Below are 20014 nucleotides of genomic sequence, written 5' to 3'. Positions count from 1 at the left end.
TTTTGATTAATGTCATGAAGAAAGCCAGGTGATTTTTTAAATCGATTCCATTTAAAAAATCTGGAAAAAAATTTAAATAAATTCCTATTAGCTATTTTCAGAAGACAGGAACCGCTGCACCAGATGAAAGGCAACACACCCGTCGCAACTATCATTGCATGGTTGAAAACTTCGAATAATTAGAGACTTAGGCATAAAAACGCGCTTGCAGCAAAATTAGAAAACCAAAAAATAACTGCATCACCGTGCATCCCTGAAAATCGCCCATTAAATGCGTTATTCTGATAAAATCTGCTTGCTAAAATCCTAGAATTTTTCAATCTGCATCACTTTTTGCATCAGGTGATGCACTTTTTTCAGCAAAGTGATGCAGTCAGTGCATCACTTGATTTACACTACAGATATTGAATTTTTTGCTTGCGAGGAGAAAATCATGCAGCGCGTTACAATCAGCTTCCCAGAAGACCTCTTACAAGAACTGGAGGAAAATGCTGTAGCTCGCGGTATGTCCTTGGCAAAATATTTGCGCGAATTAATCGAACAAAACCGCCAACTTTCGGTAACTCATGAGAAGAAACTCCGCACCACTGATGAAATATCTACAACAAAATTACCTAAACAAACAGATGCGCCTTGGTTGAATATCACTTAGAGTGGGCTTTAGAATCACGTTACTTGCTGCGCTACCTGGTGGATAGCCTGGAGCAACAATCCGCCGAGAAACGGGCTACCGTCCTCAGCACAGTGACAGAGCGAGCACAAAAACTAATCGCCGAATTATTGGAAAAAGCTTGAATGTTTATAGCTCAGGTTCGTGATTTTTTTCGTGAAGTTTGATGGGTGTTTTTATGCTATCGGCATCCAAAATTGGAGATTGAATGGTTACGTTAGTGGTTAGACGATTGGCCGCTAAATTTGTGCTGAGCTTGTGTATTTCTCTATCCAAGACGGTTTTTAACATAATATCTGAAGCGGTTTGTTCCCGATAATTGGCGTATGAAATGGCTTCTTCCATTGCTTTAGCAACAGCGGCACTGCCTTGCTTGAGCAAGACATCGTTATAGTCTTCTTTGATGGTTTCCGGTTTAGCCACCCATACAGTTTTACCTATATTTTGCAGCGTTGCAGCCACCCGCTGGGTTAATGTTTCCGTGTGCGGATTATTGCCGTCGTTATCTAGACACAACACCACATGGCGACTGGTTCCCGCAAAATCAGCATCAAAGTTGGATTTGCCGAGTGTGACGCGCACGTCGCCACCGCGAAGCGCCATATAAATACTTAGCCCTGTTTCAACACCTTCTGCGAGGTAAGTGGGACTATGCGATGAGGGGGTTTTTTCAAGCTGAACCATGCCTTTGGAAGGGCTGCCAAAGGTTTGCTTTTGAACTTTCACGGCGGCCTTTTTACCTGTTTCAGGATCCAAAAAAATAGCCTGAACAGCCTGGATTGTTTGTGTATTATCTTTGGCGATGACTAATAAAGCCGGGCTAATTTGTCCGTTAATTTTTGAATACACCCCAGGGTGAAAGCGGATATCTTCTGGGAATGCAGCAAGATGAATCCCTCGGTGTTCACGCAAATAGCGCTCTGCTAAAGTTCCTTCTACTGGCCGACTTTCACGCGCTAGTTGCTTGGCATAGCGCAGGATTTTTTCTTGTTGTGGCGTTGGTGTGTGTTGCGATTTGGATTGGGAAGGCGATTTAGAAGCGTCTTTGGCATACTGTGAATAATGAGCAGATATCCCCAAAATCCGCACTGCTTCTTGCAGTACTTGCTTAAAATTCCGCTTCATATTTAGCTCGCACTGCTTGGCGATCAGACTGAATAAGTTGCCGCCTTGACCTGATTGAAAATCATGCCATAAGCCGCGTTTATCTCCAGCCAAGGTAATTACCAAACTACCTTTATTACTGCCATACCGATACTGATTACCATCCTGGCTTTTAGGCTCACCCAACAGACGTGTAACAACAGCTTCAGTTTCAGCAGTTAACATCTGGTGAATGCGTTTGGCATCTAATGGCGGCTGTTCAGGTAAATTTCTATCACGAAGAGAATTGTTTTTTCCCGCTTTTGTGAGTGGCAATTCGTTTGTGTTATGCGACTTATCATAAGGTAATTGACCAAGAATTTCCAAAGCGCTGCGCTTTTCACCGGCATTAATACGGATTTCATCTAATAGCGCCGCCTTGTTGTCCGTATAGATCGTTAGCTTCTCCACCGCGCGCGTAATCGCTACTAAAAAAGAGGGCTGATTCGCCATTCGCTTGATGCGGCTGTTGGCTAAAAAAACTACCTCGGGTATAGTTTTTCCTTGTGCACTATAGCCGGTGATCGCATAAGCATGATCCCAATGTTGATAACGCAGCTGCTCGAGATTTAATGGCACAGGATCGCCGTGCGCAGAGCCTATAGCCTGAACGAAAACAGTCTTATTCTGTACGTGCTGTACACACGCCATTTCAGGGCTGATTAACCCGAGCGTTTTATCGGTGCGTGTCCAGCGGATCAGATCACCGGCTTGAATCTCTCGCGCCTGTTTGCGGTAGACCTCTACACCAAGTGACTGCGTGTTAGAAAAATGTGGCAACTTCCAGATTATTTTTTTCCCACTGTCATGCATTAACTCCAGCATGTTTTCCTTTGGGTGCGTCTTTACCACAGTGTAATACTGGTCTTTTTCCAGCCCTTGTTGCTTCAAGCTGATGTTGAAGCGCACTTGGTCATCCAAACGAAAATTGCCGGCGCGGGTTAATTCGGTTTCGGTTAATTTACGCGGAACCAGCACCTGCGTAACCAGGCTATCGCCGTGTAACTCGCCGTGCTGCGCCAATTTCTCTCGGATGATGGCATTCAGCTCAATGCGTTCGCTGTTAGTCAAAGTGATAATTAAAGTTTGGCTGCGTTCTCTGGGATTTTTCTTGATGTAATAGTCGCTGATTAGCTCCATACGTTCAACTTGGTTTTTATTTTTATCGTTCGGCAACGAGTTAGGAATTTCAATGATAGATTTTTCGAGGATTTTAAACGCTTTAACGAATTCTTTATGGTATGTTGCCTGGATAGCTTCTTTTAAAGTGGGATTGTTTTGTCGGGTGATATCGGTTAACTGCAAAGTATGAATGCCGGCTTTTTGCAGCAAAGCAAACGGCTTGCCAGATTCGATGGAAGCATATTGATGGGTGTCGCCGATGATAAACCCTCTAGCATTTAATTGGATTCCGGCGCGTAGAAAATCCTGCAGGCCGCGGTTAGAAATCATCGAAGATTCGTCTACCGCAATCACCAGACGGTCTTGCGGCAAGTCTAATTTACCAGTACGAAAATGCGTTAAAAAACTAGCGACAGTTTGACCATTAAGGCCGCGCGCTTTTAATTCTTTAACGGCTTGATGGGTGGGAGCCAGGCATAATAATTCTTGATTTTCAGGCAGGATTGCTTGTACATGCGTTAGTAAAGTAGTTTTGCGTGTACCGGCAAATCCCTGGAACAGCATAAAACGATCAGGCTGTGCCATCGCGCCAGTTAAAACGGTAGATTGCTCTCTACTTAATGAATGGCTGGCGATGTAATTAGTCACTACCCCGCCAGCAACTAGGGATGGCATCTGACCTCGCGTTTCTTTAGCCAGGTCAATAATTTTCTGTTCCATTTCCAGTGCTGATCGGGTGGTCCAAAAAGTGCCATCTAGGGAGCAGGCACCCCGCAATAGATCGCCATTTTTTTCGGCTTGTACTACGGCGTCTTGTACTAATTTTGGATTCACGTCTCCCAAAGCGTGATTCAGTGCTATCCCCAACACTTCCTTATGAGAAAAAGCCGCCTCTCGTTCACTGAGATGCGCTAAGGCGTAAGCGACAGCTTCTTTAGCGAGGCTCTCTGGTGTGGCAGCGTCTGCCATCCGTGATAGCGCTTTTTGAACAGCAGCCTCTAAAAGTTGAAGGTGTTCCGTCGCGGATTGCAGAGATTTAGGTAGTTCGCCGCCTAATAACGCATCAATAGCTGTGATTTTATCGCCACTGTGTTGCTGCAATTGCGTCAACAGTTGTTCCCTGTCTTCGGTATAAATCCATGCTTGCTGCTTGGCTTGTCCCAGGAGTTTATAAAAAGCGCGCTGATGGCTTTGACGAGAATGACTGTTCTGATAGGCAATAACAGTGTCAGGATGCGCGTGGTATTTCTGCTGCGGGGTAAAAGCATAGCCATAATCAAAGTGCCGAGATTCTGGCTTGCTTAGATTGAGCTGGATGGACTTACCATTCTCCAGTCGTAACCGCAGATTTTTTTCATCGACCTTCAAAACAGTGACACGCTCACCATTATGCAGACCTTTGGTTTTATTATTCTGCCGCCAGGCTAACACATCGCCTGTGGCAATGGTTCGAGTGTCGGCGTCAAAAACCGTGGTTTTGCCAACAGCCACTTGATCGGGATGCCAGCAATAAGGGTGCTCCGGTTTTCGAGGATGGGTTAAAAATACGGTATTGCGTTTAACATCGATACCTGTTACGCACCGATAATCTCCTCGTTTAACCCCCAAGGAACGAAAATCGGCTGCAAATCTTACCCATTGCCCCTCACTATAGCATTTAGCCCACTGCCGCTCTACCGCGCTTAATGTGCGTGGCAAAAGTACAGAGCAGCTGACTTCGGAACTGGTAATTTCCTGTTGCGCTTTGAGTTTGGCGCGAACAGCCTGATTCATGGTGTCACAAGCCGTTTTACCAGGCATGAGCAAACAAGTCGCCGCCCGCTCAGCAGGTGGTAAGCTCGCATATTGTTCGGCCATCATCTCCGTCCGTTGACTAGAATCAGCAACAGAAAACACACGTTGACCTAATTTTTTAAAAGCAGCTTGCAGCTGATTCTGCAAGGTATCAGCTACCACTGTTTTTAGCGTTGCTGGTATTGGCCGTAGGTCTTCCTGCAATCGTGCAGCGGTAACGCCCGCTTTAAGCATTTGCGTGAAAGGACTTCCCGCTTGCCAACCTAAAGTCGATTGCGCATCTCCCACCGGAATCAGCCGCCCACCCAAGCGTTCAGTTAATTGTGCCAAGTCTAGAAATTGCCGAGAAGAAAGCAGGTTCGCATGTTCGAGTAATAACAACGGCTTTTTCTGAAACCGACGTTCAAGCGGTGAGAGCTGATCTTGTTGGTGCATATAGCCAGCTACCGTCTGAAACTGACGGTTATCAAATAACGTTTTTAACCAGGCACGTAAATCATCGGGTATTTTTTTCAGTTGAGTTTTTAGATCTAGATTCTGGGCTTTGCTAGTGGTCAGTAAAATCGGTTGGTACCCACCGATTTTGGCTAAATCACACAGATGTTGCATGACATGGGTTTTGCCAGATCCGGCACTACCTGCTAATAAAGTCATTTGCTGAGTGCTATGGACTAGAACCCGCAAAGCTTCTTTTTGATCCAGCGTTAATTCATAAGCATGGGCTTTGAGGTAGGTGTTGAGTCGATTAGCAGAAACCAATGGCCGCTGACTGCTATGGGGTTTCATGGCTGATTGCAGCAATTCCTGCTCATAGCGCAATAAGGTGTTCGTAGTGAAATAATTTTCATGTCGATTGCCCTCGGCAGCCGGTAAGCGAATCAATTCTCCTAAAGCTTGCGCGTTCGAAATCGCTTGAAAAATAGACTCGACAGGCACTTCAGTCAAACTATACTGCAAAGCTTGCTGCACCAAATCGCTTTCCTGCAAGACAACACGAGTCTCTGACAAATGCGCCATCGCTTGTTGCACAGCTAGGCAGGCATTTCCTTCCTCTGCCGCAGAGAAGGTAGGCTGTTTTTGCAGATCCGGTAGCTGATGGGCTTGTTCTACTGTTCGCTTAACCTCGTCGAATGCATGTAAATCAAAGAGCGCCTCTTTAGCTTGCCAGCGATTCAGCAGTGTTTCGCGGTCTATCTTTTGTTTAGCCTGGCGGGTTTTTAAAGTGGCCAAAGCCGCTTCTTTAGCGCCTGAAAGATGGTGTTGTTTCAAATAAGCTTCAATATCCTGCCGCCGTTGAGAAAAAGCGGTGATAACTGCCGGCGATATTCCAGCAATTTCAAAAAACCCTGGTTCGGTTTGCACGGGTGTATAACCGAGCTGCTTCATCTCATAAGCTAACTCAGCACGAAATATGGCACCATAGAATTTTGTATGATGCCTGACCGCTTCTAAAAAACCATCCGGCGTACCCGCCGTCTTTTCCCCATAGTCCCGCATCTCCGACGCTAAAGATCGCCACTGACCATCTTGGCGTTGAGTCATGTTCATCACGACACAATGCGTGTGCAGTTGCGGATCTCCCTCGCGCGATAAATCATGCAAAAACTTAGCAACCACCAGATTGCCGGTTTTTTGATAATCCGTAATACCGTTGCGGGTAATACGTGCCTTAGCCAGATCGCGCTCAATCAGCGCCAGTGCTTTATCGGTAGCGCGCGTCACTGCGGCAAAAATGCGCTCATCACCACCCAATAGCGCCAGTAGAGAAACAGACTTAGGCGCGCTGAAAGTTAAATCAAAACCTGGACGGTGTTTAACCGTCTCGTCCTCCACTTTTCCTAGCTGCTGTCCGCTGGTCAACTTGCCTTTCAGCAGCTGAGTAAATAGCTCGCTGTCGACGGTACCGGATAAGCCTAAAACTTGCGAACCTTTGCCCCACCATTGGCTGCGGTCTTTAGCCAGGGTTTCGCCCTCGGAGTAGTAGTTGTCGTGCCCCAAAAAGTAATGACTAGCGCCAGCCGCGTCTTTGACAGGTTCGGTAGACAGCATAAGCCGGATCCCATTAAAAAAGCTGCATTGACTGAGGCTTAAAATATCAATATCATATTAATATCACATTGATATTGATATTTTTAAAAGAGGATAATTTTATGGCCAAAACAGGAATAACCTACCCCCAGGTAGCTGATGCATGCCGGAGCCTATTGCGGGATGGGCAGAGCATTAAATTACGCTCAATCACGGCGATTACCGGCGGGTCGCCGAATAAGGTGCTGCAATTCTGGCAGCAGTGGCAGCAGGAGCAGGCAGAGACAACGCTCAAGGAGCTGGAAGAAGATTTGTCCAACGATGTGAAGCAGGCTATCCGTGCCGAGTGCACACGCAAGATGCAAGTGTTCAAGCTGGAATACGAAAACCTGCGACAGTCTACTGCCCAACAAATCGCCGATATGCAATCTCAATTGGATGAAACACACAAAGCTAAAGAAGATTTAAAGTTGAGTATCGCTGCGGCAAAAAACGAGCTACAGGAACAAAAAAAGCAGACTGCGCTGGCAGAGCAACGGGCGGGCGATTATGCCAATCGGTTGAAAGAAATTGAGAAGCAGTTTATTCAGTCTGAAAAAAGCGTGGAGCGCGCCATCACGGAGAAGATGATGCTGGAAAAACAGTTGCAGGCATTACAGGAGCGCTTTAATCATTTGGAACAACAGCATGCTACTGCTATTGCGAATCAGCATCGGGTAGAATTAGAGCTCGCGACATTAAGTGCCAAACAGAAATAAAACCGCGTTAAAAAAGAAAACTAACGCGGCAATTTAAATACTATCGCTTATTAAGGTTGAATACCATTCAGTTTATCTGTTATCACTATTCTTGTGATTCTGCAACTTCTTTATCAATGTATTCAGGTTTTTCTTCAGAAACTTTAAAAGGACATTCGAGTATATTGCCAGATTTCCTATTGTCAGTATCAAATGGATCCACATCGCATTCCCAGCCATCGTGGGAAGCAACCCAACTTCCTTCTCTTGGCGCTGATTTGAGTTTAAAGCGGGACACTAGTGTAATGCTGCTTTTATAATTTTCAGAAAATTTATAATCACATTCTACAAAGGTGCCTTCTTCAATTGATGGAAATGTCCAAGTTACTGCACTATCAAAACTAGGTTCATTCTGTTCATCTTTTTCTATTGAAATAGATACCTCCCATTTTCTCTTATATTTATCCACCCAATTTCCACCATTAGCCGCAAGCAAATCCTTTTTATGTATAGCTATATATGTGGGTTCCGGACAATAATCTTTTCCATTTGCGCTGCAAATAAGTGGAAAAAATAAGATAATGCCTAAAAAAAGTGATTTTTTCATAAAGACTTTCCGTGGAATAAAGTAAAAATATTTTTTGGGCTTTTTCACAATACTGAAGTTTTTAAAAACGTTGAGTATATATTGACTTCTTATCTTCTACAATGTTTGTCACAACTTGTTAGTATACGTAATTGACCTCAATTAAATAGTCTCTCCAAGTTATTTTCTATAGCATTTCCTTTGATTTTAGATACAGCGAGCGATGATGCTATTATTTCAGAAGTTTGCTTAGCCTTTAGCAGAGTTGGAGTGTGTTTATCAAGTAATTGCTCCAACTCACTAAATAAACTTGATTCAACATTGCGCAGTATAAAAGCTGATTCTTTGATAGGCCGCTCAATGTAAGGCATGGTTAATTGTACGATTGGATAACCACCTGCTAAACGAACATAACAGCATAAATCTGGCAAGCGCATGATTTCAGACGGCGGTATCACCGGTTTTTCCCGCTCTATTTTTTGTAGTGATACGCCATCGCGCATGGCGCTAGCTCCGTAAGAGATTCCCTCGCGGGTTTCTTCCAGCGTGGTTTCACCGAGATTTTTCGCTGACCATTGTGCAATATCTGGATCAGGAATGCGAAATAAAAATCGCGTATTAAGCAGCGAAGAAATTTCTCTTCCACCTTCATGTCCATAAGTTTTAGCGAGTTGGGCAATGCTTTGAATACCAATCACAAAACAAGCTCCAAATTTTCGTCCTTCCGCCAACGCCGAAGTTAAATAAGGTAATTGTTGAAGGCTGCTCAACTCATCTAAAATTACCCAAATACGTCGCTTACTGTTTTCCGGCAAACTTAAGATGGCATTTACGGCAATGTCTAGCCACGCTGTGATCAATGGTTTTAATGACTCATGCTTATCACCTAAAGAGCTGATAAAAAGCCACTGCGATGCGCCGTCATCTTGTAACCATTGTCGGATTGAGAAAGGATTTTCTCCTTCTTTGAGATAACATAAACTTTTGAGATAGGTGGCCAACATAGATTTAATCGAAATAGCTGTTTTTTCGGTTTTTTCTGAGATTAGGCTTTCCGCCTCAGTACCTTGTAGTAAAGATTGTAATTCTCCAATCTCTGCCGTTAGCAGGTAACGCAAGAGTGATAATGTAGTGAGATTAGCATCACTACGCATCCGGTAAGCTGCTGCGGCAAAAATAGTCCTAGCAGCATTAATCCAAAAGGGATCCTGCGCATTGGGAGTCATCGGAATTAAAGCAGCCGCTAGATTTTCAAAATCGGTCTTGTCACGACACTCATTCCACAAATTCCAAGCTGCTCCTCGCTCATCTAGGGGATTTAGTAAACTATCGCCGCTAGGTTCATAAAACTGGCTTACCAAAGTACAACTTTTATCATAAATAATTGCACGTTCTCCCCGAGCGCGGATTTGATCGAGCAGCGATTTAATCACTGTAGATTTACCTGAGCCGGTAGTCCCATGCACCATAAAATGTTGCAGTTCAGATAATTGTGGTAGAGGCAGTCTTTCCTTGCCAATAATCAAGCTTGAAGTCACGTGGTGGTGTTGAATAAGTTTTTTAACTTCCGCTACACTACCTAAATAGTCACCTTTGATAGACTTGCGCTGAGTATAGGAATCACCATGCCGCCGCAGCAAAACTAAAGTTGTTATAACAACCAGGATATAAACGCATAAACCTACCCATAAGCTGCGTTGTAGTGCATCTTTCAATTCTTCTACAGCTTGTTGCACAAAAGGAGCAGAGATAATTTGGGCGGAGTAAACGTGCGTGGCTTGACCGTCAGGCAAGATAAATTTTTGTACGTGGTATTTGCCATTGAAAAATATATTGAGCTGAGCATTAAGCCACTGACTTCCAAGATGACGAGTATCAGCCTGGGTAATATAGATAAACCAACCAGCACTGGCTAATAGACCCAAAGGACTTAACCATAGCAGAACTTTGCCCAGCACTTGCCCAATCATGCGCAGATTATGCAAAATAACCTGACCACCACGGGTCGTGTGTTTGAATAGATATTTTTGCATGAGGATTATGTGTTTTGAGGAGCTTATATTTGTGAATAAAACACTAAATTGGACTGCTTTACTTAGGTCTATCATTAAACTTTACTAAAAAACTAAAGTTTTTTTCATGATAATCCTATGGCCTACATTTTTCCAATTGCCGCTTTGTTTTAATGCTCGCGCTCAATAGGAACCCAAGCGCCTGGTTATTCAGGAAGAAAGAATTGATATTCTCTATTCTTGATTGACCAGGAAGGCGGGATGCTTTAGTTAATGCACTGCTTCTGATCTTAAAATTTCGTTTACGTCCTTACTCATGTTACTCACATGTTTGACATGTAAAAACAAACCACCTGACACTTGCATCATTACTCATCATAAAAATCAAATATTCTTGGCGCAAGATCATTTTTTGTTAACCGCTTTCTCTGAAACAGTATTAACTGGATGAGTCATAGTATTGCCCGCAGATATTTTATCAGTGGAAATATTTGACGCTAAACCTGATTTATCAGCTTTCTCGGTTATTTTTTCCTGATTAGATTGATAAGCGGCTATTGGGTTATTGTGCTGTTTCTCGACGCTGAGAGATTGATTGTTCTCCTTAAACTCCTGTGCCACTTTAGCTGGAGTTGACGCTTCTTGTTGATGAAAATGCGCCAGATATTCCTGCGTTTTTGTCTGCACAAACTGATCCGCCATCGCTTGCGCCTGTTGTGGATGGTTAACCATTGTCTGCTCTATCGCACGCATGGACTGTCCGCTGTGCTGCAACTGTCCCATAAACTCCTGTGTTGCATTACTGTCGATAGTTGTCATATTTTCCTCGGCAACACTTGCGACTTCTCTATAAGTTTGTGCTTGTTGAAATTGACTGTTCGCAGATACTTGCTCCTGATGCGCACGCTCTAATGATAATGAAATATTATGCAACAATCGTTCTCCTTGCTCAGTAGAAGCTCGATAACTTCCTTCCGAAACTGCTCGCATCACATTATCCACATTTTGGCTGTAACTGGCGTTATGACTTAATTCTTGTGAAGTGGAATGTGATTTCTGCTCTGCATGAGTACCCGCCCAGCTTTCACTGATACCGCCACTGGCTGATATGGAGGCTTGGACTGGACTAACGCCAGGTAGTCCAGCTCCCACGCTGGCTTGTGCGCCTATTGTTGTAGTATGACCTCTGGAAGCAGTATCGGAATTACTTTTACCATCTGTTACACGATTACTTTGCTGTACCACTTGGCTCAGCGCTTGCGTAGCGCTGGCACTATTACTGGTTACAAATGATTGCCCGTGCGATTGTGAAATTCCTTGTTGTAAACTAAGCTCCAGAACACCTCGCTCGGCCTCTGACATCGCATCGCTATAGGCTTGTTGATGGCTTAGCGCTGCGGAATAAGAACTATCAGCCTGTTGCATTGCAGTGGCGCGAATAGATGAAGCTAACTTAATTGTTGTGCCGAGATTGGAAATGGCGCTTTGATTATTCATGATCGCTGACCCATCGGCTGCCATACTGAGCGTGGATCCACCTGGCATTTGACTGGTAATCATGCCGGAGAAAGTCCGTGCCGTTGTGTCAAAATGATTAGCGGAGGTGTTGTGGGCTTGATGGGTGCTGAAATGTGTATTAGCTAAGCTGAAATTACCGCTTGCAGCTTCTCCAGCGCTGCTGGTAGAACTGGATTGCAAAGATCCACCCACATATTGTGCTGCATGTGCCAGAACTCGATGCATGCCGGCAACGATGCCGGTGACCAGCAGGGGCACGCTGAGAGAAAGGTAACCGGCTAATCCTGACATATCGGCATTGACCTGAGCTAAGCCGGAAAGGGTTGAGAGAGTTAATGCATTGGAGCCACCACTCAATATGGTTGCACCGAGGCTATGGTATTGTGCATAGAAATTTACAAACAAGTTGATGATAGCGTAAAGCGGCGCCCATAGTTGTACCCAAAGTAACGAGTACGCATAATTACGCAGCACCACCAAACCAAATGGAAACAACAGCATCACAAAAACAAACACGAAAGAGCCATACAAAATGCCTTCAAAAATGTTTTTTAATAGGGGCAGCCAATAAGCGGCCATATCACCAATAGTGCGGTTGCCGATACGGTTTTGCTGTTGGGATTTATTGAATGCATAAGACTCGAGGGCAGCAGGTGCTTTACTGCGCGCACCCCAGCCTAAGATGCCGTTTTGCAGGGCATTGGCCATCATGTTTTGCTGCATCAGGCTGGAAGCATCTTCGGATAAGTTAGTGAGGAAGTTGTAGCTGATCGGCAAGTATTGTAATAATTGGGTTTTTGCATTGGCTTGGTTGGGGAATAATCTGGCACCGTAGCGCTCTTCGGCTTGTTCGATGGCTGTTTGCCAATCATGCGCCAAAGAAGCAACGCCATCTTTGCAAGTGACCACAGTATTGTTATACATAAAAGCTCTGGCTGGGGAAGCATTCTGAGTAACGAACTGCCAAATGTTAGAGGTTGTTAACAAGTCTTGCGCAGAGTATTTGTTGAGCAGTAGGTCATAAAATACACATTGGTTGATAAAATCTTGTAGGTTATTTTCAAAGACGGGGTCAGTAATCTGAAAAGTGCTGGCGGCGGTGACTAAGCTAGAAGCCATTACCATGCCAGTTTGACCGTAGCGCAAATCATCAGGGAGGGAAAAATTTTGTTCAGTTAATTGCGTTAAGCTGTCACCTATAACACTGGTGTAACTTGCTAACGCGGCTAGACCCAAGGGCACATTATCGACAGTATAAACTTTACCTTGTGCAACCCGATCGATAATGTTAACGGTAGCCTTGGGAAAGAACACCACGTAAAATGCCAGATAATATAGAGCGAACCAGCGTACTAATACAGTTAAATTGCGTTTATGAATTAAATCCAGCATTGTCCAGACACCAGCCAAACCAATAGCCAGGTGGATCAATGTGCTATAAACGGAATCACTGTTCATGGTAGCGGCGATGGCGTTAAATACTTCGCGCAAGATATCGCCATTACCATAAGTGACAACAGAAAATTCTAGAGCCATATACTTGCCTGCCACCAATAAATATTCTTTGTTGAAAAATAATAAACTCTCTCTATTTTTTTATCTTAAAAAATTTAACGCAATAGGATTTTACAGTTGAATTAGGCAATGTAAATTTATTAAAAATTTAAATTTTAAAGGATCAAAAATGAACAAAAGAAAATCTATACCAGAAAAACTTAAAAGAGAATTAATGCGAGAAGTCGGATGGCGTTGTGCAATACCAACTTGCCGTGCAAACTCACCTTTAGAACATGCGCATATTAATCCAGTCAAAAATAATGGTAAAAATGATTTTTTCAATTTAATAATACTTTGTAAAAATTGCCATGGAAGATTTCATGACAAAAAAGAAAAATATATGACGCTAGAAGAAATGATAAATATTAAAAAAAATCTCATGGTACTGAATCATAGATACAACTCATATGAGAAACGTATTTTGGAATATTTTTTAGATAACCCAGAAGCAGACAAAACTCTACCTCTTTTAGATCGTGATATTGATATTATGTATTTAATCAAAGATGGACTTTTGGTTCACGATGGAAAAACAGGAGCCAATATAATAGGTCTCGCACCGAAAACTTATATCATTACAGAAAAAGGAAAAAATTTTCTTCATGAGTGGAAATCAGCAATTTTTTTAGATAAGAATGATGATTAGTATAAGATTTTCGACATTGTTATTGCTTAAAATGAATAAATTTTTTTAACAAATTATTCTCGCAAATTATCAGCCCATTTTAAAGTATTTGTCAGTTGCGCTGATAATTGACCTGCCAACATTTGTTCAATATTTTGTGTCTGCTCAATCAATTGACTGGCAATGGCGATCTGCGCATATGCGTTTTGTTGAGCAGCGCGAATTCCAGTTCGCGCTTGGCTAATGCTGCTCTCAAATTGCGCCATAATGTTATCTGGATATTGCAGACTTCCTACACTGGTATGCACCACGGATAAATTTTCATCCAAATATTGAAACAGTATGTCAGTCGCTATGACATCAGCATAACTGGTGAGATCTAAGATAGATTTATCACCAGCAAACGCACTTTGCACATTGAGCATTTTATAAATCGGTAAACGGGTCGCTTGCAACAAACCAATTTCTTCTTGAGTCAATGCTGTGTCTGATAAAATTTTATCTGTCATATCATTTAGCAGCTTAGCCACTTGTGTTTGTAAACCTGCATCTTGCGAGATAGAAATAGTTTGAATAGAAGGGTTTAAACAGCCATCACCTGATGTCGTATCACAAGCATAGATTTTCGCAGAGCCGCCATGCAACAATGCTTTCAACAATTGATCATCAGCTGCCAAAGAAGATAATACTTTGAATTGGTTCCCCGTTTTATCGTTACCGCCACCCTGAACAATGATTGTCCCAGACAAGGACATGAATAATTCGGCAAGCTGCACATCACTGCTTAAAAAGCTATTTTGTTGGATAGCTTTCCATGCAATATTGCCATTAGCCAATAACATGCTCTTATAATTGGGGTTGTTACTTGCCCCATTTAGAATGGGAGTCATATCACCACCGGTGCTGCAACCTTCGCGAGCAGCTGCCCAATCAGTAAATATCCCATTGTTAGTGCCGATATCCTGGCAAACTTGTTGCTGGGCTACATGGGTCTTCGGCCAAGCTGCACCGACTAGACCTGCGGCAGTTTCGCAAGAGTTAATGTTGGCGCGATTGATGTCATTAGACAGCGTATTGATGTATTTCATCACATTGGCAATTTCGGGGGTTGTACTCTCTAGCGCTAAATTAAATGCGTACCCAAGTGAATTGTTGATGATATTTTGCATGGCATCGACCAGTTGCTTAGAATTTACATATGAAAATCCACCGGTAAATAGATCAATCCCCCCGCAACCGGAACGAAAGCTGGGTAAATCCACCTGAACTATTTGCACATCTCGCACGCTATCCCGCGCAAATAGACTGCCGCCGCTGTAATAACCGGCTTCCTGACTATGGTAAGCATTGGGTGCTGTTTCATTATTGGAAAAACCCATACCATTAAAGAAGTTATTTAAATCTGAATTAATGCTGGCAAAGGCTGGTGCTATTACGATCCACATGGAAAATAAGACTATTACTTTTCTCATGGACTCACTCCTGATTTTTGCCAATTTTGTGCAATATGCAATATGCGTTGGCGCAATTCATCTTCGGTCATCAAACCATAACCCACAGGTACGGCTTGATGCGTATAGGGATCAACCGTGAACAACGCCGGTTCCTCAGTGACATTGAAGTGAGCTGCCTGACCTTGATCGATTCGAGAGGCAGGAAAGCTAGGCAGTGCAATCCCATCGGTGGTAATCGGAACCACTGTAATGCTATAGCGTTGAGAAAAATCTTTCACAATGGGTGCGAAGCGTTGGCAATAGGGACAAGTGCTGCGGTAGAAAAAGAATAAGCCGCTATGTTGAGCTAATTGCTGGATTGCAGTGGTTTCATCCTGTTGCTGTTGATCGAGGTAGATTTGTTTGGCGACATTATTAGTGGGATGTTTCAAAGAGTAATCGAGTTGCGGATAGCTTAGTAATACTGCTTGCCAAGTTTGGGCAAATTGGCTGGCTTGTGAGCTGATCTGATTTTGCAAGGTGATATAGTTACGTACATTGTCTGGGGTGGGGTCTAAAATCGCTTGGTCTAGTGAATATTTGACTTGCCGCTGCCATGTTTCCATAATTTGGACAGGATCCATAGGTGCTGAGGGAGTTTGATTTGCCCTTGGATCCTGGTACCAGTGCCAGCCAACTGCATGTTGTTCCCAGAAGTCATCTGCAAGGACAGTAGAACAAAAACAAGAGAATAACATCAGAGTTAAAACCCATAGTTTCATGAACCATTTTCTCGCAATTTTTGTAATAAGGTCTGTGCAATGGCGATGTTATCGCCTCGCTGAGCTATGGTTTGCAGCGCATATTCCAAATTCACATTGCCATACACTATGTCATAGGGATAAATGCAGCTTTGATCTGGTGAACAGGAGGTAGAAGTATCGCGCACCACCACTGCAGGAACCTGGTTAATTTGATACTGATCAAACAAGTGTGGATCTAAAATAACCCACCCAGAGTGTTCTGTAAGCAATCCATGAATCTGTGTCTGTGTTTGTTGGAAAGATTGATTAACTAAGCCGCGTATTATCAAAGGTGCTTGTATTTTTTCTGCTTGATTGAACCATTGTGTTAAACTGGCAGGTGGCATTGAAAATGATACAAAAATCAATACTGCATTTTTGCTCATTTTAGATTCAGTCACTTGGCTAGCCTCAGTTTTGGCAAAACTATTATCTGCAACCATGAAAAAACTTAACACAAAGATGGTACGAATTATAGTAAACATATAAATCTCTAAAGGCTATTTGTAATCCACTTGAAACTATTATTCTAATAAATATTTCTTACTCAATTAAATTAAAGGACTCTTATGAAAAATTTAAATCAATTTAATAGCTATAATTGGCAAGGATTGTTTTTTTATACCGATGAATCTCTTAAATTTAATGGAAAGCTGATTTATCAACCAGAAGATGGCTTCTATTTGGAATTTTTTCTCGAAACAAGTCAAAAAATCAAGCCGACTGGATGTTTACATGGGGTTTTAGAAAATGGACAGAAATGCACTCTTTTCGGCAATTTCAATATGAATCTAACAGGCATGAACATAAACATCTTTACTTATAGGGAAAGGGTTAATTTTGGAATATTCGGAAAGCATGTGCATCAGAATCAATTATTTTGCGGTATCATTGCCGATTTTACATTTTTCCAAGAATTTTGTTGCCCAAAAGGTTTGAGAAAAAATGTAAAAAAAGCTGAATTAAAAGATAAAAAGCTATTCCACAATAAAGACATTGAAATTTCAATAATAAATTACGAATACTATGAGTGGCTTAACCAGGATTTTGTTGATAGATTTAACACTAGCGATCAAGATATTTTTGATAAAATACAAGATTTCTTTAATGCTTTAAAAGTAAGCCACGGAAATTATAATATTGCATTCAGAACTGATGTGAAATCGATGCTTAGAATCTTAGCAACAAATAAAAAAAATATTAATGAATTGTTTCTGATAATAAAGTCTTTGTATGAATTTCTGTCTTTTTTGCTTTATCTTCCTGTTCGTCCCATTGAGATGCGTATAATAATCGAAACCAAAGATAAGACCAGAGAAGATCAGCAGTTGCCAATGCTAATTGGGTTTACGGATTTTAGGAACGGAATTTTAGAGTTATCTAAATCCGAAATTGTTCATCAGCATTTAATCATAACTCCATTTACTGTAGATATGAAAACTATTTTAACAACTTGGATGAAAAAATATTTTGATCAGTATAATACTTTTATTCAAAAGATTGCAAATTATACAGGCTTTTCTCCTTTCTATGAATATGAAGTTAGATCTGAATATGTTTTCTTGACGGCTATTTTGGAAGAAATATATCATAATACCAAAGATAGGAATAAAAAATATAATTACGAAAATAGATATAGTTATGCAATTGATTTATATAGCGGAGCTGCTCTTCAAAAAACCTTAAAAAATCTTCTTAAAATTGATAAAGAAAATATTACATTAGGTAAAGCTATTGGTAATTTAAGAAATGAAATAGCACATGCGGGCAAACCCAAAAATCACATGTTGAAACTCTCTTCACTAGAACTTTTTGATATTTGCAAATGTCTTGATATTATTATAACTGCTTACATTTATAAAGACTTAGGAATACCAAGTAAAGTAATAGAATCTTTTAAGGAAAAAGAAATCAGTAAAATTTAGCGTATACTTTAAAGATTATTTGTATGATATTTAAAGTATACGTTCATTATTTAAAATGAGCAGCAATTCCTCTTACGCCATATTAAATAACCATAATTTTCAGCGATGGTAGGTGGTTCTAATGTTGCACCCCAAGTCATTGTGGTACGCCCGAATGGCTGACAACCCGTGCTGGAGATGGTAGGTGTTGGATTCACCATCTGATAACGATATCTTGATTTTGGCATAATCGGCTTTATGCTAGAGCTACATAAATTTGAGGCACTGCTGTCCGAAACTTGTCCCATGCGATGCAGTTTAAACGCCAAGCGTTCGCTGAGTAATACACTGGCTTGCACGCCACCAATATGCTCACCCACATGTCCCGTGAGCGGATACATTGCTCCCTGCGCTCCAGCACACCAAAATAGCTGGTCATTAGGTAAGCCAGCACTGGCAGCAAGTGCATCTTCACTACAGGCCATTTGTGAAGTGAGATTCGCAAATTGTGTGGTTTCGGGATATAGCGTTAAGGCTAACGTATCATCTTCCCAGGTGGGATCCAGTTCACTTAAGTAGGTCAGTGAGAAGTCTCCACCTTCCCGACAGGCACTGCTGAATTCATTGAGTATTTGCATGACTGGAAAGTTATACCAATGCACATAGAAGAAGCTGGTATTTTCATTGACGTTGTCGACCGCGACTGCGCCATCGTTGGGGCTGCTGCTGATTCGTATACCGCCTAAATTCACTAGGCAATAAGGTGAGCGAGTTACATCTACTAGCGCCATTGGTTCCCAGTAACCTAATGAGGTGCCAACCTGCGGAATGAGGTTACCAGGGCAGATACAAACAGGTGAACCTGGATTCGGAGTATCGGGATTATGGCCTGATACAACCGTCGTAGAGCCGATAGTGATAGGCAACAAGCAATCCCAGCAGATATCTGTGACGGGATTGACCAAGCGTCCAGTGCATGGTGTGGTGCTTGCCGAACTGGAGGACACTGCCACCAACAAAGTCACTAATACACCTATCCATTTCCAGCTCATAACTTAACCTCGGTAATCTTTAATTGCTTACCTTCTTGAACAACCAAGGCGGGTATATGGGTGATATTCAATCGCGAAATCAAATGCCCACCTTGATCGAAGTACACGCGTTTTTGAAAATGTTGCATCTGCTCTTTAACTGAGCCATTCACAAGAATCAGCTTGGTTTTACCTTGGTATTCTTGATCCATTTGCTGTACCCATGCTACTTGCTGCGGATTGTCGCCATCATAAAAAATCAAGGCATAAGTCCAGGTCAATATATCTAGGGGGTTAAATTGAGAGCCGTTGGCAGCAATTAAGCGGTTGTTGGTATCGCGAATATCGTAGGGAACAATCAGTGTGGGATCATAAAACCAGGTGCGAGTTTCGAGCGTTGGGGTTAATCCATCTACTGGGGTTGGCCGATCAGCATAATTTTGCAGGTTTGCCGTTTGTTGCGCTTGCCATTTTGCCCATTCACCGCTTTGGACTTTTTGCTGCATTTCCTGTTGAATCGTTTGCAGAAAATCTTGTTCTTGAATGGGATAGGTCTGTCCGATAACACCGATATTTTTAGCTGATGCAGTAAACGTTAGGCATGACAACATTAGCCAAACAATGCACTGCTGGGTATTGAACATAAACTTTGCTCGATATCAGAGATTTTAAAAATTACGATTAGCTGGTGGGAGCTTTGCTTTTAAACGTGATTCTATTTCGAGGCTCACATCTTTTGTGCCGGCAATAACGGCTTCTTTTGGCAATAAAATAACCTGCTTTTGACGAGCAAAAGTATGTAGGGTGTTTTCTAAAGTGTTACCAAATGCTTGTACTTGCTTTTGCATTTTTTCGGGAGGCAATTTAACGGCTGTTTCGCTTTTGATGAATCGATTAATCATACCACTAACATCGACTGTGACGATGGGTTTGGCGGGCACCTCAAGATGAAAGAAAATAAACAAGATAGCAGCACCCAGCATGCCGATTAATAATTGGGTGATAAAATCAAGTGTCTTGGCTTTGTTCCGTTGAAGAATAGTTAACATAA

At 42.2% G+C, this 20014-nt stretch carries 15 protein-coding genes; 5 read left to right on the top strand and 10 right to left on the bottom strand.

Translation table 11 applies throughout. The features are described 5' to 3' along the window. The first annotated feature begins 433 nt into the window (after positions 1 to 433). The gene (locus VHE99_11435) at positions 434 to 652 is read left to right on the top strand and encodes a hypothetical protein (protein ID HVV69621.1); all 219 of its coding nucleotides are present in this window, start codon (positions 434 to 436) and stop codon (positions 650 to 652) included. Further along, on the top strand, positions 634 to 795 hold the full coding sequence (locus VHE99_11430) for a hypothetical protein (protein HVV69620.1): 162 nt from the start codon (positions 634 to 636) through the stop codon (positions 793 to 795). Before VHE99_11435 ends, VHE99_11430 begins: the two co-directional genes overlap by 19 nt. 4 nt (positions 796 to 799) lie before the next feature. On the opposite strand, the gene traI is transcribed toward VHE99_11430, so the two are convergent. Next, positions 800 to 6778: a conjugative transfer relaxase/helicase TraI gene (traI, locus tag VHE99_11425; protein HVV69619.1), complete on the bottom strand. Its 5979-nt coding sequence runs from the start codon at positions 6776 to 6778 to the stop codon at positions 800 to 802. Positions 6779 to 6879: 101 nt separating this feature from the next. On the opposite strand from traI, the gene VHE99_11420 reads away from it, so the two are divergent. Next, on the top strand, positions 6880 to 7515 hold the full coding sequence (locus VHE99_11420; GenBank protein ID HVV69618.1) for a hypothetical protein: 636 nt from the start codon (positions 6880 to 6882) through the stop codon (positions 7513 to 7515). Positions 7516 to 7600: 85 nt separating this feature from the next. Here VHE99_11420 and VHE99_11415 read toward each other — a convergent pair whose 3' ends face one another. The 3 genes from VHE99_11415 to VHE99_11405 all read right to left on the bottom strand — a co-directional run bounded on the left by VHE99_11415 (position 7601) and on the right by VHE99_11405 (position 13146). Then, positions 7601 to 8101 carry a hypothetical protein gene (locus tag VHE99_11415; protein HVV69617.1) on the bottom strand — a complete coding sequence of 167 codons (501 nt, stop codon included), beginning with the start codon at positions 8099 to 8101 and terminating at the stop codon, positions 7601 to 7603. A 137-nt stretch (positions 8102 to 8238) separates the two neighbouring features. After that, the gene (gene traD, locus VHE99_11410) at positions 8239 to 10113 is read right to left on the bottom strand and encodes a type IV conjugative transfer system coupling protein TraD (protein HVV69616.1); all 1875 of its coding nucleotides are present in this window, start codon (positions 10111 to 10113) and stop codon (positions 8239 to 8241) included. A gap of 384 nt (positions 10114 to 10497) precedes the next feature. After that, on the bottom strand, positions 10498 to 13146 hold the full coding sequence (locus VHE99_11405) for a conjugal transfer protein TraG N-terminal domain-containing protein (GenBank protein HVV69615.1): 2649 nt from the start codon (positions 13144 to 13146) through the stop codon (positions 10498 to 10500). Between the two features lie 148 nt (positions 13147 to 13294). Between VHE99_11405 and VHE99_11400 the strand changes: the two genes are divergently transcribed. After that, complete coding sequence (locus VHE99_11400) at positions 13295 to 13813, top strand: HNH endonuclease signature motif containing protein (GenBank protein ID HVV69614.1); 519 nt, start codon at positions 13295 to 13297, stop codon at positions 13811 to 13813. Between the two features lie 53 nt (positions 13814 to 13866). Here VHE99_11400 and VHE99_11395 read toward each other — a convergent pair whose 3' ends face one another. The 3 genes from VHE99_11395 to trbC are packed head-to-tail and all read right to left on the bottom strand — an operon-like array spanning position 13867 to position 16513. Beyond that, positions 13867 to 15264: a conjugal transfer protein TraH gene (locus tag VHE99_11395; protein HVV69613.1), complete on the bottom strand. Its 1398-nt coding sequence runs from the start codon at positions 15262 to 15264 to the stop codon at positions 13867 to 13869. Further along, complete coding sequence (gene traF, locus VHE99_11390) at positions 15261 to 16007, bottom strand: type-F conjugative transfer system pilin assembly protein TraF (protein ID HVV69612.1); 747 nt, start codon at positions 16005 to 16007, stop codon at positions 15261 to 15263. The genes VHE99_11395 and traF overlap by 4 nt, the downstream gene beginning before the upstream one ends. After that, complete coding sequence (gene trbC, locus VHE99_11385) at positions 16004 to 16513, bottom strand: type-F conjugative transfer system pilin assembly protein TrbC (protein ID HVV69611.1); 510 nt, start codon at positions 16511 to 16513, stop codon at positions 16004 to 16006. The genes traF and trbC overlap by 4 nt, the downstream gene beginning before the upstream one ends. Before the next feature lie 84 nt (positions 16514 to 16597). On the opposite strand from trbC, the gene VHE99_11380 reads away from it, so the two are divergent. Next, entirely contained in the window at positions 16598 to 17953 is a 1356-nt protein-coding gene (locus VHE99_11380; GenBank protein ID HVV69610.1) for a HEPN domain-containing protein, read from the top strand. Positions 17954 to 18003: 50 nt separating this feature from the next. On the opposite strand, the gene traU is transcribed toward VHE99_11380, so the two are convergent. The 3 genes from traU to VHE99_11365 are packed head-to-tail and all read right to left on the bottom strand — an operon-like array spanning position 18004 to position 20012. Next, entirely contained in the window at positions 18004 to 18984 is a 981-nt protein-coding gene (traU, locus tag VHE99_11375) for a conjugal transfer pilus assembly protein TraU (GenBank protein HVV69609.1), read from the bottom strand. After that, the gene (gene traW, locus VHE99_11370) at positions 18981 to 19607 is read right to left on the bottom strand and encodes a type-F conjugative transfer system protein TraW (GenBank protein HVV69608.1); all 627 of its coding nucleotides are present in this window, start codon (positions 19605 to 19607) and stop codon (positions 18981 to 18983) included. The genes traU and traW overlap by 4 nt, the downstream gene beginning before the upstream one ends. 24 nt (positions 19608 to 19631) lie before the next feature. Next, positions 19632 to 20012, bottom strand: a complete 381-nt coding sequence (locus tag VHE99_11365; GenBank protein HVV69607.1) for a TrbI F-type domain-containing protein — start codon at positions 20010 to 20012, stop codon at positions 19632 to 19634. Positions 20013 to 20014: the final 2 nt, after the last annotated feature.

The sequence above is a fragment of the Gammaproteobacteria bacterium genome, assembly GCA_035546635.1.
Lineage (GTDB): Bacteria > Pseudomonadota > Gammaproteobacteria > JAURND01 > JAURND01 > DASZWJ01.
The sequence above is the reverse complement of the archived record's forward strand: the minus strand, read 5'-3'. Positions and strand labels throughout refer to the sequence as shown.

Excerpts from the sequence above, each read along its gene's own strand:
- VHE99_11435 (HVV69621.1), top strand. The coding sequence starts at position 434 with ATGCAGCGCGTTACAATCAGCTTCCCAGAAGACCTCTTACAAGAACTG.
- traI (HVV69619.1), bottom strand. The coding sequence starts at position 6,778 with ATGCTGTCTACCGAACCTGTCAAAGACGCGGCTGGCGCTAGTCATTAC.
- VHE99_11420 (HVV69618.1), top strand. The coding sequence starts at position 6,880 with ATGGCCAAAACAGGAATAACCTACCCCCAGGTAGCTGATGCATGCCGG.
- VHE99_11415 (HVV69617.1), bottom strand. The coding sequence starts at position 8,101 with ATGAAAAAATCACTTTTTTTAGGCATTATCTTATTTTTTCCACTTATT.
- traD (HVV69616.1), bottom strand. The coding sequence starts at position 10,113 with ATGCAAAAATATCTATTCAAACACACGACCCGTGGTGGTCAGGTTATT.
- VHE99_11405 (HVV69615.1), bottom strand. The coding sequence starts at position 13,146 with ATGGCTCTAGAATTTTCTGTTGTCACTTATGGTAATGGCGATATCTTG.
- VHE99_11400 (HVV69614.1), top strand. The coding sequence starts at position 13,295 with ATGAACAAAAGAAAATCTATACCAGAAAAACTTAAAAGAGAATTAATG.
- VHE99_11395 (HVV69613.1), bottom strand. The coding sequence starts at position 15,264 with ATGAGAAAAGTAATAGTCTTATTTTCCATGTGGATCGTAATAGCACCA.
- traF (HVV69612.1), bottom strand. The coding sequence starts at position 16,007 with ATGAAACTATGGGTTTTAACTCTGATGTTATTCTCTTGTTTTTGTTCT.
- trbC (HVV69611.1), bottom strand. The coding sequence starts at position 16,513 with ATGTTTACTATAATTCGTACCATCTTTGTGTTAAGTTTTTTCATGGTT.
- VHE99_11380 (HVV69610.1), top strand. The coding sequence starts at position 16,598 with ATGAAAAATTTAAATCAATTTAATAGCTATAATTGGCAAGGATTGTTT.
- traU (HVV69609.1), bottom strand. The coding sequence starts at position 18,984 with ATGAGCTGGAAATGGATAGGTGTATTAGTGACTTTGTTGGTGGCAGTG.
- traW (HVV69608.1), bottom strand. The coding sequence starts at position 19,607 with ATGTTCAATACCCAGCAGTGCATTGTTTGGCTAATGTTGTCATGCCTA.
- VHE99_11365 (HVV69607.1), bottom strand. The coding sequence starts at position 20,012 with ATGTTAACTATTCTTCAACGGAACAAAGCCAAGACACTTGATTTTATC.